Genomic DNA, 15,285 nt, shown 5'->3' on the forward strand with positions numbered 1-15,285 from the left:
CCCAGCACGTCATTTTGAACCTCGGGCGTCTGCACCTTGTTGGTCATGGGGCGCGGACAGGAATGGAGGGATTACATGATCCACAAGAATTGGGCTGAATTGATCAAGCCGACCCAGCTGGAAGCCAAGCCGGGCAACGATCCTGCACGTCAGGCAACCCTGGTTGCTGAGCCGCTGGAGCGTGGTTTTGGTCTGACCCTGGGCAACGCGCTGCGCCGCGTTCTGATGAGCTCGCTGCAAGGCGCGGCCATCACCAGCGTCCAGATCGACAACGTCCTGCACGAGTTCTCGAGCGTTGCAGGCGTACGTGAAGACGTCACCGACATCATCCTGAACCTCAAGCAGGTTGCACTGCGTATGGAAGTCGAAGGCCCCAAACGCCTGTCGATCAATGCCAAAGGCCCCGCTGTTGTCACCGCTGGCGACATCAGCGAAAGCGCCGGCATCGAGGTTCTGAACCGCGACCACGTGATCTGCCACCTGGACGATGGCGCCGACCTGTTCATGGAACTGACCGTCAACACCGGCAAGGGTTATGTTTCGGCTGAAAAGAACAAGCCGGAAGATGCGCCTATCGGTCTGATCCCGATCGACGCGATCTATTCGCCGGTCAAGAAGGTTGCCTATGACGTTCAGCCGACCCGTGAAGGTCAGGTTCTGGACTATGACAAGCTGACCCTGAAGATCGAAACAGACGGTTCGATCACCCCGGAAGACGCGTTGGCATTCGCCGCTCGTATCCTGCAGGATCAGTTGTCGATCTTCGTCAACTTCGACGAGCCCGAAGCGGCTGGCCGCCAGGACGAGGACGATGGTCTGGAGTTCAACCCGCTGCTGCTGAAGAAAGTGGACGAGCTGGAACTGTCGGTCCGTTCGGCAAACTGCCTGAAGAACGACAACATCGTTTACATTGGCGATCTGATCCAGAAAACCGAAGCCGAGATGCTGCGCACCCCGAACTTCGGCCGCAAATCGCTGAACGAGATCAAGGAAGTGCTGTCCGGTATGGGTCTGCACCTCGGCATGGATGTCGAGGACTGGCCGCCCGACAACATCGAAGATCTGGCCAAGAAATTCGAAGACGCGTTCTAAACGCGTCTTCCCAAATGCCCGGGCTTCCGGGGACATCAAGGGCGATGATGCCCCAAGGAGAGCCGGTGACACGCATCGCCGGCCAGACAAAGTAAAAACGCAAGATAGGAATTGAACAATGCGTCACGCACGTGGTTACCGCCGCCTGAACCGTACACATGAGCACCGCAAGGCGCTGTTTGCGAACATGGCTGGCTCGCTCATCGAGCATGAGCAGATCAAAACGACTCTGCCCAAAGCAAAAGAACTGCGCCCGGTCATCGAAAAGCTGATCACTCTGGGCAAGCGCGGCGACCTGCACGCTCGTCGTCAGGCCGCAGCACAGCTGAAAGAAGACAAAGACGTCGCGAAGCTGTTCGAAGTTCTGGGTCCCCGCTACGCCGAGCGTCAGGGCGGTTATGTCCGCATCCTGAAAGCTGGCTTCCGCTATGGCGACATGGCTCCGATGGCGATCATCGAATTCGTTGATCGTGACGTCGATGCCAAAGGCGCGGCCGACAAAGCCCGCGTTGCCGCCGAAGAGGCAGCAGACGAAGAATAAGAAAGCCTGGCTTTCTGATTTCAAACCCCCGCGTCTTGGACGTGGGGGTTTTTTTGTTTCTTGGTATCAGAGCGCTGAATGCCCTCCTGTTGCCAGAATCGCGAACTTGGGTGATCCTTAAAGAAATTGAAGGATCGCAATATGTTTAGGTATCTAATCCTTGCGCTCAGTATTGGCGCTTCCTCGGTGTTACACGCACAAGAGACCTCTGACGACACTGCGGAAACTGTCGAGGCGTCAGCAGACACTTCTGATCTTCTGACCGATGCCGAGCTTCAGACTTTGGTTGCTCCGGTGGCTCTATATCCGGACACGCTGGTCATTCAGATATTTGTCGCCGCCACGCAGCCGCTGGAAATTGTGAAGGCCGAGCGTTTCCTTCTGGATAATGCTGACCGCGATCCAGCCGAACTGGAGCTGGAGATTGACGCAATGGGATGGGACCCGTCGGTCAGCGTATTGGCGACGGCCTTCCCCGAGGTTGTTGGCCAGATGGCGACCCATATCGACTGGACCGAAACGATGGGTACCGCGATGCTGGCCCAGTCCGATGATGTGATGGACGCCGTTCAGGTGATGCGGGATCAGGCCATTGACAGTGGCGCGCTGGTGTCCGGCCCGGAACAGACCGTCGAAGTATCTGACGACGATACGATCATCGTCACACCGACAGAACCCGAAACAGTGTATGTACCGCAATACAATCCCGAAACCGTTTATACCGGGCCGTCGACCGGGGATGTTGTTGGTGCGGCTCTTTTGACCTTTGGCACCGTCGCGCTGATCGACGAGATTTTCGATGATGACGATGACTGGTATGATTACTGGGGCTGCCGCAATTGTGGCGGTTGGGGCGGCGGGCCAATCTATAGGAACCCGGATATCGACATTGATGTCGACGGGAACGTCAATATCGGCAATGATATCGACCTGGGCGATCGGACCGATATTGGTTGGAAGCCTGAACCCGACCGCCAGCAGCAGGCGCGGGACAAGATTTCGGATCACAAAAGACCTGAAGGCAATCGGGGTGACTTGCCAGTCAACCGCCCCGAAGGCCGTACGGATGAACTGCGCGACAAGTTAAGCCGCGAGTCCGGTGCCGCCGATATTAGCCGAGATCGTGCCGCAGCGGCCGCTGTTGGGGCCGGGGCCGTAGCAGGCGGCGCTTTGGCCAATCGAAGTGGCGGGAAAAATAATTTGCCTCAGGTGGATCGTGGCAATGTAGATCGCGACAAGGCGGCGGCCAAGAAACAAGCTGTTGATCGCACCAGGCAAAAGCCATCGACCGCGAAACAGCCGGTGAAGCAGAAACCACAAGCCGCTAAAAAGCCTCAGGCCAAGAAAGCGGCACAGCGCAAGCCCTCCGCTTCTAAAGGTCAGGCGATGAGGAAAAAAGCGTCAGGAAGCAGAACCAAAAGCGCGTCCAAACGCGGGCACGCCGCCAAAGGAAAGCGGAGAAGATAAGATGCGTAAATCAGTGTTTTCCATTTTGCTTCTTGCCGCGACTTCTGGCCCCGCCTTGTCGGACGGAGCGCAATTTGACACGCCGCAATCCGCACTGGACGCCTTTGTAGAGGCCCTGAGGGCAGAGGATCAGAGCAAGCTGCTGGAGATTTTCGGACCTGAAGCCGAAGACCTGATCGGAACTGGTGACCCCGCCGAAGATCAGGAACGACGAAAAGAAGTGCTTGGCATGTATGCCGAGGGGTATCGCTTCCAGCCGGAAGATGATGGGGTTGTTCTGGTGCTGGGAGAAGACAGTTGGCCCTTTCCGATCCCCATTTCGCGCAGTGACGCGGGCTGGCACTTCGATCTTGAAGCCGGGATCGAAGAACTCTCGGCCCGCGAAATCGGTCTGAACGAGTTGGAAGTGATCGAGTTGCTTGAGGCGTATGTTGATCTTCAGGCGGCGTTCCGGCTGGTCGATCACAACGGCGACGGTGTTATGGAATTCGCCCAGACGATCATTGCAGACCCGGATGAGAGAAATGGCCTGTTCTGGCCTGATGAGGATAGTTTCGTTGGCGCGGCCTTGGCCCGCGCTGCTGCGTCAGGCTGGAGCGACGGTGAAACGGACTATGAAGCCGAACCCTTCCTTGGCTATTACTACACGATCCTTAGTGGTCAGGGCCCGAACGCACCTGGCGGTGCCTATTCCTATTTCGTTGGCGACCAGTTCGTTGCTGGTCATGCGCTGCTTGCGGTCCCTGCGGATTACGGTGAAACCGGAGTGCATTCCTTTTTGGTGGGCGAGAACGGAGTGGTTTACGAAGCCGATTTTGGGCCTGAGACGCTCGAAAAGGCGGACGAAATCACGACATATGATCCCGGCTCTGACTGGGCACCTGTCGAGTGATGTGTGTTCACGCACCTGAAGGAACGATCTTTGTAGGCTGAAGTCGCAAACTTGGCGTCGCATTCACGCCGATTGCGGCGAATTCAGTGGATGACTGTCCAGCGGCCTCTCGGCATTCTGTGAGGGTGCACCGGAGGGCAAGGCATGACGATACTATCTGAGATACCCGTTGAACTCACGGGCCCATCTGTTTGGACGGGTCGAGAGATGGCAGGTCGGCGAGGGGACTGGATTATCGATCTATCACCCGAGGACATCGTTGATCTTGAACAGGCCGCGCGTCATTACCTGAGTTTGGGGCAGGATATTGGGGAAATCGAGAAGGCGGATTTCCCGTTGCAGCGATTTGATCGCCATCTGAACAATTTGCAGGACAAGTTGATAACCGGGATTGGTTTCGAGGTGATCCGGGGTCTTCCGGTGCAGTCGTATTCGCAGGAAATGGCAGCGGCGATCTTTTGTGGCGTTGGTGCACATTTGGGGTCGGCGCGCTCGCAGAATGCGCAGGGCCATATTCTAGGGCATGTTCGTGACATCGGCGCAGATGCAAAGGACCCGAATACGCGGATTTATCAGACCCATGAGCGGCAGACCTTTCACACCGACAGTGCCGATATCGTCGGGCTGTTATGCCTGCGCGATGCCAAAGAGGGCGGAGATTCTCTGCTGGTCAGCGCCGAAGCCATCTATAACCGGATGCGGGCCGAGTGCCCGGACCTGTTGGAGCGCCTGTTCGATCCTATTGCTACCGATAGGCGGGGCGAAGTCCCGGAGGGCATGCAGCCCTTCATGACGATCCCGCCGTTCAGCTGGCACGGCGGTAAGCTCACGGTGTTCTATCAGCGCCAGTACATCGACAGTGCACAGAGGTTCCCCGACGCCATGCGGTTGACGTCTGATCATGTGGCAGCACTGGATAGATTCGATGCGCTGGCCAATGACCCTGACCTCTATCTGGCCATGCGATTGCAACCCGGCGATATGCAGTTCGTCTACAATCACTCGCAACTGCACGACCGAACAGGTTTCACCGATTGGGCCGATCCGACCCGGCGACGCCATTTGTTCCGTCTGTGGTTGTCACCCCAAGGTGATCGCGAATTGCCCGAAGTTTTCAAACAACGTTATGGCGAGATAGAGGTGGGCAATCGTGGTGGGATCATCACCAAGGGCACGCGGCTGCACGCGCCACTGGATTGAACGGCCACCCCATACTTGCAATACCTTTCGCAGGGGCGCATATCCAACGCAGATTTGTACGTTGAGGTCCTGATGTTTCGCGCGACACTAATCGCTCTTTCCCTTGCCTGCGCTTCCGTTGCCACGGCAGAAACACGCGTCCCGCAATCTCAGGCCGAGATATCGCTGGGGTTTGCCCCTGTGGTCAAGCAGGCCTCACCTGCGGTGGTCAATATCTATGCCAAGATCGTGCGGCAGGGGCGGGCGAACACCTTGTTCTCGGACCCGTTCTTTCAGGACTTTTTTGGTGGAGGGTTTGGTGCGCCCCGCCCACGGGTTCAAAACTCGCTTGGATCCGGCGTGATCCTGACCGATGACGGCTATGTAGTGTCCAATTATCACGTCGTGGGCACGGCCACGGAAATCCGCGTGGTAACAACGGATCGGCGTGAGTTTTCCGCGCAGGTGGTGCTGGGCGACAAGGAAAGCGACATCGCCATATTGCGGCTGCAAGAGGCCGAGGACCTGCCATTCCTGCAATTGCGCGATTCTGACCATGTCGCGGTCGGTGAATTGGCGCTGGCCATCGGGAACCCGTTTGGCGTCGGGCAGACGGTATCATCGGGCATCATCTCGGGACTGGCGCGTACGGGCACAGCGACGGGCAATGCGCGCGGCTATTTCATTCAGACTGATGCGGCGATCAATCCCGGCAATTCCGGCGGCGCGCTGATTGACGTGAATGGCGATCTGATCGGGATCAACACGTCAATCCTCACGCGGTCGGGCGGGTCCAACGGCATCGGGTTCGCAATTCCGGCCAATTTGGTGGCCGAATTTCTGCGGCAGGCGCAAGCAGGCAATGACAGTTTTGTAAGCCCTTGGGCCGGCATGGCAGGTCAGCACATGAGCGCAGATATCGCCGAGTCTCTGGGGTTGGCGATCCCGCTTGGGGTGGTGATTTCCGACCTGCATTCTCTGAGTCCACTGGCCGAAGCCGGGTTGCGCGTGGGCGATGTGGTGACCCATGTGGACGGGGATGAGGTGAACTCTCCGGCCGAGATGAAATTCCGCATGTCGGTGGCGGGGGTTGGTGGCACGTCGGTCGTGACGCGCCTGCGCGGGGACGAGAGGGCCGAGGTCGAAATTGCCCTGGTCGAGGCACCGGAAACCCCGGCTGCCGAAGAAACCACTCTGGATGACCAGACTGTGATGCCGGGCCTGACGGTGTCGCGCGTTAACCCGGCCGTGATCTCGCGGATGGGGCTGGTGCTGTCACAGACCGGAGTCGTCGTGATCGATGCGGGGCCGTATGGTGGTCGGTCGGGGCTGCATGTCGGTGATGTGGTGAACAGCATCAATGGCGAGCAGATTAACCACCCAAGTGATGTGGTGGATGCGTTGACCGATCCTGGCCGCAGGATCAATCTGGATATCCTCAGGGGCGGGCGTTCGGTCTCACTTCGGTTCCGGCTGTAAATCCATGAGCGACCTGTTTGACACCGGGGCTGCCGAGCCCGCATCAGCCGCGCATCGTCCGCTGGCTGATCGGCTGCGGCCGCAGTCGCTGGCCGAGGTGATCGGGCAGGAACAGGTGCTGGGCCCGGACGCGCCGTTGGGTGTCATGCTGGCCTCGGGCAGCCTGTCCAGCCTGGTGTTCTGGGGGCCGCCGGGTGTGGGGAAAACCACCATCGCGCGGCTTTTGGCACAGGAAACCGATCTGCATTTTGTTCAGATCAGCGCGATTTTCACCGGTGTGCCGGACCTCAAGAAAGTGTTCGAGGCCGCCAAGATCCGCCGTCAAAACGGGCAGGGTACACTGCTGTTCGTGGATGAGATCCACCGGTTCAACAAGGCGCAGCAGGACGGGTTTTTGCCCCATATGGAAGACGGCACAATCCTGCTGGTTGGGGCCACCACCGAGAATCCGTCGTTTGAGCTGAACGCAGCTGTGCTCAGCCGGGCGCAGGTTCTGGTGCTGGAGCGGCTCAGCCTGGCCGATCTGGAGCGGCTGACTCAACGGGCGGAAAAAGAGCTGGACCGCGCGCTGCCGCTGACCGGCCCTGCCCGCGAGGCGCTGCAGGAAATGGCCGATGGCGATGGACGCACACTGTTGAACCTGATCGAACAGGTTGCGGCGTGGAAGGTCGATGCGCCTTTGGACTCGGATGCGCTGTCGACCCGTCTGATGCGCCGGGCGGCAAAGTACGACAAATCTGGCGATGAGCATTACAACCTGATCTCGGCCTTGCACAAATCGGTGCGCGGCTCCGACCCGGACGCCGCGCTCTATTGGTTTGCGCGGATGCTGACAGGCGGCGAGGACCCCCGCTATCTGGCGCGACGGATCACGCGGATGGCAGTTGAGGATATCGGTCTGGCAGACCCGCAAGCTCAGGCGATCTGCTTGCAATCCTGGCAGACCTACGAACGGTTGGGCAGCCCCGAGGGAGAATTGGCGCTGGCACAGGCGCTTGTGTATTTGGCGTTGGCCCCAAAGTCGAATGGGGCTTATGTGGGCTACAAAGCCGCGATGCGGTTGGCCAAGCAGTCGGGCAGTGAGCCGCCGCCCAAACATATCCTGAACGCCCCGACCTCGCTGATGAAGGATCAGGGCTATGGCTCAGGTTATGCTTATGACCATGACGCCGAGGATGGATTTTCGGGACAGAACTATTTTCCCGACGGTATGGAACGGCCCGAGCTATATCAACCGGTCGAACGTGGGTTTGAGCGAGAGTTGAAGAAGCGTCTGGACTATTTTGCCAAGCTGCGGGCACAGCGAAACGGTTGACTCTTGGCCCTTAGCACGCCACAGACGCGCATGTTTTCTAGGGCACTTATAGGCAGGCTTGCCGCGCGGAAAATCTGCGCGACACAGGGGATATCGGCATGAGCGGCGTACAGATGATCACCGTGGCGGAAGGTGACGGCGACCAGCGGCTTGACCGGTGGTTGCGCCGCCTGTTTCCGCATGTCAGCCAGGGACGCATCGAAAAGATGTGCCGCAAAGGTGAGCTTCGCGTTGAAGGCGGACGAGTGAAGGCCTCGACCCGGCTAGAGGTCGGTCAGGTCGTGCGAGTGCCGCCCTTGCCCGATGTCGATCACAGACCTGCCGAGGTTAACCGTCGCATTTCGGACGCTGATGCCAAGATGATCCAATCCTGCGTGATTTACCGGGACGATCATGTGCTAGCGCTGAACAAACCCCACGGTCTGCCCGTGCAGGGCGGCAGCGGCCAGACGCGCCATGTGGACAGCCTGTCCGAGGCACTGCGCTTCGGTTATGACGAGAACCCCCGCCTTGTGCACCGGTTGGACAAGGACACATCCGGCGTTTTGCTGCTGGCCCGTACGCGCGAGGCTGCCAACGGGCTGACCGCTGCGTTCCGCCACCGCGACACACGCAAAATCTATTGGGCGTTGGTGGCCGGGGTGCCGACCCCGTATCTGGGTGAGATCAAGACTGGGCTGGTTAAGGCTCCGGGTCATGGCAAGCACGGTGAGGGTGAAAAGATGATCGCCGTACACCTGAACGAGATCGACGACAATCCGGGCGCGAAACGGGCACATACGCTTTATGCGACGTTGTACCGGGTGGCTGGACGCGCCGCATGGGTGGCGATGGAACCGATCACCGGGCGCACCCACCAACTGCGGGCACATATGGCAGCGATTGGGCATCCGATCATTGGTGACGGGAAATATGGCGGCTCGGGGCAAGAGAACCTGGGCGATGGTTGGGGCGCGCAACTGGGTGGGATCATCAGCAAGAAACTGCACCTGCACGCACGGCAGGCGTCCTTCCAGCATCCGGTGACCCGCAAGACCATCACCGTCACCGCGCCGTTGCCCGAGCACATGAAACACAGCTGGGACACCTTTGGCTGGACCGAAGATCTGGCAGCAGACGACCCGTTCGAGGAATTGCAATGAGCGTGCCGCTGCGTTTGGTTCTGTTTGACGTGGACGGAACGCTTGTCGACAGCCAGGGCAGCATCGTGGCGGCGATGACGGCCAGTTTTGATGCGCTGTCCCTGCCGGTGCCCGAGCGGGATGCGATTCTGTCCATCGTTGGTCTGTCGTTGCCGGTTGCCATGTCGCAGTTGGCATCAGATCAATCTGACGGCGTCCAGCGCCGTCTGGTTGAGGGCTACAAGCAGGCTTATCACGCCCATCGGTTAGAGCTGGGTGCAGGCAGCTCACCGCTCTATCCCGGAGCCAGAGAGACCATTGAAAAGCTGCATGCAGTCCCCGAGGTATTGCTGGGCGTGGCCACCGGCAAATCGCAGCGCGGTTTGGATGCGCTGATCGAAGCACACGAACTGGACCGCTTTTTCATCACCCGGCAGGTTGCCGATCACCACCCCTCGAAACCGCACCCGTCGATGATCGACACGGCGCTGGCGGAAACCGGTGTCGACGCCGTGCAGGCTGTCATGGTCGGGGATACCCGATTTGATATGGATATGGCCAAGGCCGCAGGGGTGGCGGGGATCGGTGTGACATGGGGCTATCACGACCGGTCCGCTCTAGAATGCGCGACCTGCGTTATTGAAACTTTTGACCAGCTGCCGCAAGCGTTGGATACGATCTGGACCTGAAGACATGAGCGATTGGAAGCCGAAGCGATTTTGGACCGAAAGTTTGGTGGTCGAAGCCGAAGGCGGATTTACCGTCGAACTGGATGGCCGCCGTGTCAAAACCCCGGCCAAAGCCGCCTTGATCCTGCCCACGCGCGCCATGGCCGACGAGGTTGCCGCCGAGTGGGACGCGCAGGAAAAAGAGGTTGATCCGACCCTGATGCCTTTTACCCGTTCAGCAAATGCGGCCATCGACAAGGTTCGTCACCAACACGCCGAGGTTGCGGACATGCTGGCCGACTATGGCGATTCGGACCTGTTATGCTATCGGGCAACTCACCCGCAGGAGTTGCAACAGCGGCAAGCCGAACAATGGGACCCTGCGTTGGAATGGGCATCAGACGCGCTTTCTGCGCGGTTGTTGCCGGTTGCCGGCGTCGTGCATCAACCCCAGTCCGAGGTGGCGCTGACGACCCTCAGGCTGCGTGTACATGGACTAAATGATTTCCAACTCGCGGCTTTCCACGATCTCGTTAGCTTGTCCGGGTCTCTTGTTCTGGGGTTCGCCTCGGCCCTGAACTGGCGGGACGCAGAGGATATCTGGCAAATTTCCCGCCTGGATGAGCATTGGCAGATTGAACAGTGGGGCCATGATGATGAAGCCCACGCAACCACCGAAATCAAAAAGGCGGCCTTTCTGCACGCAAAACGGTTCTTCGACCTCTCGAAGTGATCCTTTACGGCCCGAATCTTGGACGTTGAATGAGTCATCTTTGGATTGTCTCATCGTTTTCCCTGAACCAACCCTTGACGTTTGTTTATGATTGCGCCCAAACTCGTGCCCACTAAAGGGGAGACACCTTTGGGGAAACCTTTCTGGTGCCAGAGGTGCCGGACAGAGCCGTCCCTGAAAAGGGGTGGAAAATCAGGAAGAGGTAAAAATGAAAAAATCCGTAATCTTGGGCGCGGCCACAATCGTCGGCCTGGCCGCAGGCGCTGCGATGGCGGGAACCGTGGACGACGTCAAGGCACGCGGCAAGCTAAATTGCGGCGTTGCAACTGGCGTACCCGGTTTCGCTAGCCCGGATGCCAATGGTGAATGGCAAGGCTTTGACGTTGCGGTGTGCCGCGCCGTTGCAGCCGCTGTTCTGGACGATCCGACTGCAGTCGAGTTTATTCCGACCACCGGCAAGACGCGTTTCACTGCGCTGGCCTCGGGCGAGATCGACATGCTGGCCCGTAACACCACATGGACCTTCAGCCGCGATGTTGACCTGAAGTTCGAATTCGTGGGCATCAACTACTATGACGGTCAGGGCTTTTTGGTTCCAAAATCGCTGGGCGTGAGCTCGGCCAAGGAACTGGACGGCGCAACAGTCTGCATTCAGACCGGCACCACGACTGAACTGAACTTGGCGGATTTCTTCCGCATCAACAACATGAGCTACGAGCCGGTTCCGGTCGAAACCAACGCCGAAGCGCAGCAGCAATACCTGGCTGGTGCTTGTGACGTCTACACCACCGACGCATCCGGCCTGGCGGCGACCCGCGCCACCTTTGAAAACGCAGGTGATCACGTGATCCTGCCCGAAATCATCTCGAAAGAGCCGCTGGGTCCGCTGGTCCGTCACGGCGACCACGAGTGGGGTGATGTGGTCCGCTGGACCCTCAACGCGCTGATCGCAGCCGAAGAGCTGGGCATAACCTCGGCCAACATCGACGAGATGGCCGCAGGCACCGACAACCCCGAAGTGAACCGTCTGCTGGGCAGCGAAGGCACTCTGGGTGAGATGCTGGGCCTCGACGCGACCTGGGCACAGCGCGCTATCAAAGTCGGCGGTAACTACGGCGAAGTGTTTGCCAAGAACATCGGTGAGGAAACTCCGATCGGTCTGGCACGCGGCTTGAACGCACAGTGGACTGATGGCGGCCTGCTCTACGCACCGCCTTTCCGCTAAAATCCATGGAAAAGGGCGCGGGGTAACCCGCGCCCTTTTTCGATAAATAAGAATCACTCCCGGATAGATTGAACGAAGACAAACTTCGTCGGCTGAATTCGGGATGAACGGGGAAAAACATAGGTCATGACGACACTCACTGACCCGCCGAAGGAGCACTTCCGGCTGTCCATGCTCCTTTACGATACGCGGTACCGATCTGCGACCATACAGGTCATCGCTATGATTGGTTTCATGCTTCTGGCAGCCTGGCTTATCAGCAACACCATTCAGAACCTTGAAGCGTTGGGCAAAACGGTCGAGTTTGGCTTTTTCGCCGACCCGGCCAGCTATGATATCAACCAGCGGCTGTTGGAATACGATTCGCGCGATACCCATCTGCGCGCTGCTTTCATCGGGCTTCTGAACACGTTGGTTGTTGCGGTTCTGGGCTGTATTACAGCCACGATCATTGGTGTGATGGTCGGCGTTCTGCGCCTGTCCAACAACTGGCTCGTCGCCCGAATCATGACCGTTTACGTCGAGATGTTCCGCAACGTGCCGGTTCTGCTGTGGATCGTGTTTGCCATGGCAATCCTGATCGAAAGCCTGCCTGCACCGCGTGCGTTCCGGGGCGAAGACCCCGAGGCGACAATGAAGCTGTTCGACTCGGTCGCCGTCACCAACCGCGGGGTCTATATCCCAGAGTTCCTTTTCTCGCGCGGATTGGGTGACATCCATCTGTTTGGCACAACGAGCCTGCGTTTTGACGTGTCGCTGGACCTGATCGCGTTTCTGATTGTGATCGGCGGCAGCATCTTTGCCATGCGCAAGGTGTCGGCCTGGGCCAATACCACACAAGAAAAGACGGGCGACCGCCCGACAATCTGGCACATCCAACTGGGTTTGTTTTTCGTTCCGTCAGCCATCCTGCTGGGCGCGCTGGGCTTCCATCTTGGTTACCCCGAACTGAAAGGCTTTAACTTCACAGGCGGCACCCATCTGCGCAATTCACTGATCGCGCTGTGGCTGGCCCTGTCGCTGTACACCGCCGCTTTCATCGCCGAGATCGTCCGTGCTGGTATTCTGGCCATCTCAAAAGGCCAGACCGAGGCCGCATCTGCACTGGGCCTGCGCTCGGGCCGCACGATGCGTCTGGTGATCCTGCCGCAGGCGCTGCGGGTGATCATCCCGCCGATGATCTCGAACTATCTGAACCTGACCAAGAACTCGTCGCTGGCGATTGCGGTCGGATACATGGACATCACGGGGACGCTGGGCGGCATCACCATGAACCAGACCGGCCGCGAGCTGGAATGCGTTCTGCTGCTGATGCTGATCTACCTGTCCATCTCGCTGAGCATCTCGGCGGTGATGAACTGGTACAACAACCGTGTCAAACTGGTGGAGCGGTAATATGAGTGATGTTTCATTTGTCCGCACGGAAATGTTGCCGGAAAAGGCACCGCCCGCTTCAGAGGTGGGGGTGCTCGGCTGGATCAAGCATAACCTGTTCTCAAGCTGGCTGAACGCTATCCTGACGATCATCTCGCTGATCTTGATCTACTATGTTTTGTCCAACATCCTGGCATGGACGTTCCAATCCGTCTGGAACGCCAATTCCCTGTCAGAGTGTCGTGAGATCATGATGGCAACATGGGGTGATACCCATGGTCATGCCTGCTGGGGTGTGATCAAAGATCGTTGGCTGCAATTGCTGTACGGGTTCTATCCTCCGTACCCTGCTGAACCGAATGCAACGTGGTCCAATCCACCCGAAGCAGGCGGCTGGCCGGCCTATTTCCGACCGAACCTGACCTTCATCCTGTTGCTTGTCGCAATTGCACCTGTGTTGTTCACCCAAGTGCCGCGCAAACTGCTGATTGTGACCGCGGCGTATCCGTTCCTGCTTCCATGGCTGATGTGGGGTGGCAGCATCTGGTCGCCGCTGATGGTCGCCGCTGGGTTCGCTATTGGGTATATCGTCTACAAGTTTGTGTTTCCCGTTGCGGGATCACTCGTGGCCTTGATTCTTGCGATCGCCTTGCCGCTTCTCTGGTGGTTGTTTGCCTCGGGTTCAGTTGCCGGCGCGATCAATTCGGTCATTCCGATCGGGATCGCACCTGTAGAAAGCCGCGACTTCGGTGGCTTTATGCTGGCGATCCTGTTGGGCGTTGTGGCCATCGGTGTTTCGCTGCCGATCGGTATCCTACTGGCGCTGGGCCGTCAGTCCGATCTGTTGATCGTCAAATACCTCTGCGTGGGCTTCATCGAGTTCATCCGGGGCGTGCCGCTGATCACCTTGCTGTTCGTGGCCTCGCTGCTGCTGAACATCTTCATGCCGCCGGGCACCAATTTTGACATCATCCTGCGGGTGATGATCATGATGACCCTGTTCTCGGCTGCCTATATGGCCGAGGTGATCCGGGGTGGTCTGGCTGCCTTGCCGCGTGGTCAGTATGAAGGGGCCGACAGTCTGGGCCTGAACTACTGGCAGGCACAACGGCTGATCATCATGCCGCAAGCGCTGAAAATCTCGATCCCGGGCATCGTGAGCACCTTCATCGGTATCTTCAAGGACACGACGCTGGTGTCGATCATCGGACTGTTCGATGTGATCGGTCTGGCAAACGCGATCCGCGCCGATACCGCTTGGAACGGCATCTATTGGGAACTGTTCGCCTTTATCGGTGCGCTGTTCTTCGTCGTCTGCTTCTCCATGTCCCGTTATTCCATGTATCTGGAGCGCAAGCTTCAGACTGGCCACCGTTAAGGAGTTCAACACATGTCTGAACTTGCAATTGAACGCGAAATCGACCGCTCGAAGATGCAGGTGAGCGACGAGGTCGCCATCGAAATCACCAACATGAACAAGTGGTACGGGGCCTTCCACGTGCTGCGTGATATCAATCTGACCGTCAATCAGGGCGAGCGGATCGTGATCGCAGGGCCGTCAGGGTCGGGTAAATCCACCCTGATCCGCTGCCTGAACGCGCTGGAAGAACACCAGCAGGGTACGATCGTCGTGGACGGGACAGAGCTGTCGAATGACCTCAAGAACATCGACAAGATCCGTTCCGAGGTTGGCATGGTGTTCCAGCACTTCAACCTGTTTCCGCACCTGACCATTCTAGAGAACTGCACGCTGGCCCCGATCTGGGTGCGTAAAACGCCCAAGAAAGAGGCCGAAGAGCGCGCGATGCATTTCCTGGAAAAGGTGAAGATCCCGGATCAGGCGCTGAAGTACCCTGGTCAGCTGTCCGGTGGTCAGCAGCAGCGTGTGGCGATTGCCCGCTCGCTCTGCATGATGCCGCGCATTATGTTGTTCGACGAACCGACTTCGGCGCTGGACCCCGAGATGATCAAAGAGGTTCTCGACACCATGATCGAACTGGCCGAGGAAGGCATGACCATGCTGTGCGTGACGCACGAGATGGGCTTTGCTCGTCAGGTCGCCAACCGCGTAATCTTTATGGACGCAGGTCAGATCGTGGAACAAAACGAGCCGGAAGAGTTCTTCAACAACCCGCAGAGCGAACGGACCAAGCTGTTCCTAAGCCAGATTCTGGGTCACTGATTTCGGATAAATCGTTT

At 58.4% G+C, this 15,285-nt stretch carries 14 protein-coding genes; all 14 read left to right on the forward strand.

The window, feature by feature from the left end:
* Positions 1–75: 75 nt before the first annotated feature.
* The 14 genes from ACR0IY_RS14955 to ACR0IY_RS15020 all read left to right on the forward strand — a co-directional run bounded on the left by ACR0IY_RS14955 (position 76) and on the right by ACR0IY_RS15020 (position 15,268).
* Complete coding sequence (locus ACR0IY_RS14955; RefSeq protein ID WP_480674604.1) at positions 76–1,092, forward strand: DNA-directed RNA polymerase subunit alpha; 1,017 nt, start codon at positions 76–78, stop codon at positions 1,090–1,092.
* A gap of 118 nt (positions 1,093–1,210) precedes the next feature.
* A complete protein-coding gene (rplQ, locus tag ACR0IY_RS14960) occupies positions 1,211–1,633 on the forward strand; it encodes a 50S ribosomal protein L17 (protein ID WP_480674606.1) in 423 nt (140 codons plus the stop codon).
* A gap of 141 nt (positions 1,634–1,774) precedes the next feature.
* Positions 1,775–3,100, forward strand: coding sequence for a DUF3300 domain-containing protein (locus ACR0IY_RS14965; protein WP_480674608.1), 1,326 nt, complete (start codon positions 1,775–1,777; stop codon positions 3,098–3,100).
* Between the two features lies 1 nt (position 3,101).
* Entirely contained in the window at positions 3,102–3,992 is an 891-nt protein-coding gene (locus ACR0IY_RS14970; RefSeq protein ID WP_480674610.1) for a DUF2950 family protein, read from the forward strand.
* A 144-nt stretch (positions 3,993–4,136) separates the two neighbouring features.
* A complete protein-coding gene (locus ACR0IY_RS14975) occupies positions 4,137–5,192 on the forward strand; it encodes a TauD/TfdA family dioxygenase (RefSeq protein WP_480674612.1) in 1,056 nt (351 codons plus the stop codon).
* A gap of 72 nt (positions 5,193–5,264) precedes the next feature.
* Complete coding sequence (locus ACR0IY_RS14980) at positions 5,265–6,650, forward strand: trypsin-like peptidase domain-containing protein (protein WP_480674614.1); 1,386 nt, start codon at positions 5,265–5,267, stop codon at positions 6,648–6,650.
* 4 nt (positions 6,651–6,654) lie between these two features.
* Entirely contained in the window at positions 6,655–7,965 is a 1,311-nt protein-coding gene (locus ACR0IY_RS14985) for a replication-associated recombination protein A (protein WP_480674616.1), read from the forward strand.
* A gap of 98 nt (positions 7,966–8,063) precedes the next feature.
* Positions 8,064–9,107 carry an RluA family pseudouridine synthase gene (locus tag ACR0IY_RS14990; protein ID WP_480674618.1) on the forward strand — a complete coding sequence of 348 codons (1,044 nt, stop codon included), beginning with the start codon at positions 8,064–8,066 and terminating at the stop codon, positions 9,105–9,107.
* Positions 9,104–9,775 (forward strand): HAD-IA family hydrolase, encoded by a 672-nt coding sequence (locus ACR0IY_RS14995; protein ID WP_480674620.1) that lies wholly within the window; start codon positions 9,104–9,106, stop codon positions 9,773–9,775. Before ACR0IY_RS14990 ends, ACR0IY_RS14995 begins: the two co-directional genes overlap by 4 nt.
* 4 nt (positions 9,776–9,779) lie before the next feature.
* A complete protein-coding gene (locus tag ACR0IY_RS15000) occupies positions 9,780–10,487 on the forward strand; it encodes an ATP12 family chaperone protein (RefSeq protein ID WP_480674622.1) in 708 nt (235 codons plus the stop codon).
* A gap of 208 nt (positions 10,488–10,695) precedes the next feature.
* Complete coding sequence (locus ACR0IY_RS15005) at positions 10,696–11,712, forward strand: amino acid ABC transporter substrate-binding protein (RefSeq protein ID WP_480674624.1); 1,017 nt, start codon at positions 10,696–10,698, stop codon at positions 11,710–11,712.
* 126 nt (positions 11,713–11,838) lie between these two features.
* Positions 11,839–13,107 carry an amino acid ABC transporter permease gene (locus ACR0IY_RS15010; protein ID WP_480674626.1) on the forward strand — a complete coding sequence of 423 codons (1,269 nt, stop codon included), beginning with the start codon at positions 11,839–11,841 and terminating at the stop codon, positions 13,105–13,107.
* A gap of 1 nt (position 13,108) precedes the next feature.
* Positions 13,109–14,464, forward strand: a complete 1,356-nt coding sequence (locus ACR0IY_RS15015; RefSeq protein ID WP_480674628.1) for an amino acid ABC transporter permease — start codon at positions 13,109–13,111, stop codon at positions 14,462–14,464.
* Between the two features lie 12 nt (positions 14,465–14,476).
* A complete protein-coding gene (locus ACR0IY_RS15020) occupies positions 14,477–15,268 on the forward strand; it encodes an amino acid ABC transporter ATP-binding protein (protein ID WP_480674630.1) in 792 nt (263 codons plus the stop codon).
* Positions 15,269–15,285 lie beyond the last annotated feature (17 nt).

It is taken from the genome of Ruegeria sp. BC1, assembly GCF_056539305.1.

Excerpts from the sequence above, each read along its gene's own strand:
- ACR0IY_RS14955 (WP_480674604.1), top strand. The coding sequence starts at position 76 with ATGATCCACAAGAATTGGGCTGAATTGATCAAGCCGACCCAGCTGGAA.
- rplQ (WP_480674606.1), top strand. The coding sequence starts at position 1,211 with ATGCGTCACGCACGTGGTTACCGCCGCCTGAACCGTACACATGAGCAC.
- ACR0IY_RS14965 (WP_480674608.1), top strand. The coding sequence starts at position 1,775 with ATGTTTAGGTATCTAATCCTTGCGCTCAGTATTGGCGCTTCCTCGGTG.
- ACR0IY_RS14970 (WP_480674610.1), top strand. The coding sequence starts at position 3,102 with ATGCGTAAATCAGTGTTTTCCATTTTGCTTCTTGCCGCGACTTCTGGC.
- ACR0IY_RS14975 (WP_480674612.1), top strand. The coding sequence starts at position 4,137 with ATGACGATACTATCTGAGATACCCGTTGAACTCACGGGCCCATCTGTT.
- ACR0IY_RS14980 (WP_480674614.1), top strand. The coding sequence starts at position 5,265 with ATGTTTCGCGCGACACTAATCGCTCTTTCCCTTGCCTGCGCTTCCGTT.
- ACR0IY_RS14985 (WP_480674616.1), top strand. The coding sequence starts at position 6,655 with ATGAGCGACCTGTTTGACACCGGGGCTGCCGAGCCCGCATCAGCCGCG.
- ACR0IY_RS14990 (WP_480674618.1), top strand. The coding sequence starts at position 8,064 with ATGAGCGGCGTACAGATGATCACCGTGGCGGAAGGTGACGGCGACCAG.
- ACR0IY_RS14995 (WP_480674620.1), top strand. The coding sequence starts at position 9,104 with ATGAGCGTGCCGCTGCGTTTGGTTCTGTTTGACGTGGACGGAACGCTT.
- ACR0IY_RS15000 (WP_480674622.1), top strand. The coding sequence starts at position 9,780 with ATGAGCGATTGGAAGCCGAAGCGATTTTGGACCGAAAGTTTGGTGGTC.
- ACR0IY_RS15005 (WP_480674624.1), top strand. The coding sequence starts at position 10,696 with ATGAAAAAATCCGTAATCTTGGGCGCGGCCACAATCGTCGGCCTGGCC.
- ACR0IY_RS15010 (WP_480674626.1), top strand. The coding sequence starts at position 11,839 with ATGACGACACTCACTGACCCGCCGAAGGAGCACTTCCGGCTGTCCATG.
- ACR0IY_RS15015 (WP_480674628.1), top strand. The coding sequence starts at position 13,109 with ATGAGTGATGTTTCATTTGTCCGCACGGAAATGTTGCCGGAAAAGGCA.
- ACR0IY_RS15020 (WP_480674630.1), top strand. The coding sequence starts at position 14,477 with ATGTCTGAACTTGCAATTGAACGCGAAATCGACCGCTCGAAGATGCAG.